Source organism: Rosenbergiella gaditana (assembly GCF_018494065.1).
Classification (GTDB): domain Bacteria; phylum Pseudomonadota; class Gammaproteobacteria; order Enterobacterales; family Enterobacteriaceae; genus Rosenbergiella; species Rosenbergiella gaditana.
On sequence record NZ_JABBFR010000088.1, the window covers coordinates 1 to 248 of the forward strand.

Here is a 248-nt window from a genome sequence, read left to right on the forward strand (position 1 = left end):
CAACGCCAGAGGCGTTTTGGATTGAGAGATTTATCAGCGCGTTGACAGATTAAAGAAAAGAATTTGCAGAAACGATGAATTTTTATCGTAATCAAGGCGACGCCCAAGCGATGAGAAAGAGCATACAGCGGTATGTGACTGAGTAGCGCGAGGGACGTTAACGCCGAGTATGCTAAAAAGAAACGTTTCATGCACAAAGAATTTGCCTGGCGGCACTAGCGCGGTGGTCCCACCTGACCCCATGCCGA

General features: G+C 48.4%; 1 protein-coding gene. It reads right to left on the reverse strand.

Features of this window, described 5'->3' with window-relative positions:
- Window positions 1–33: 33 nt before the first annotated feature.
- On the reverse strand, window positions 34–248 hold a 215-nt coding region (locus tag HH682_RS15570; RefSeq protein WP_214238379.1), incomplete at its 5' end, for a hypothetical protein.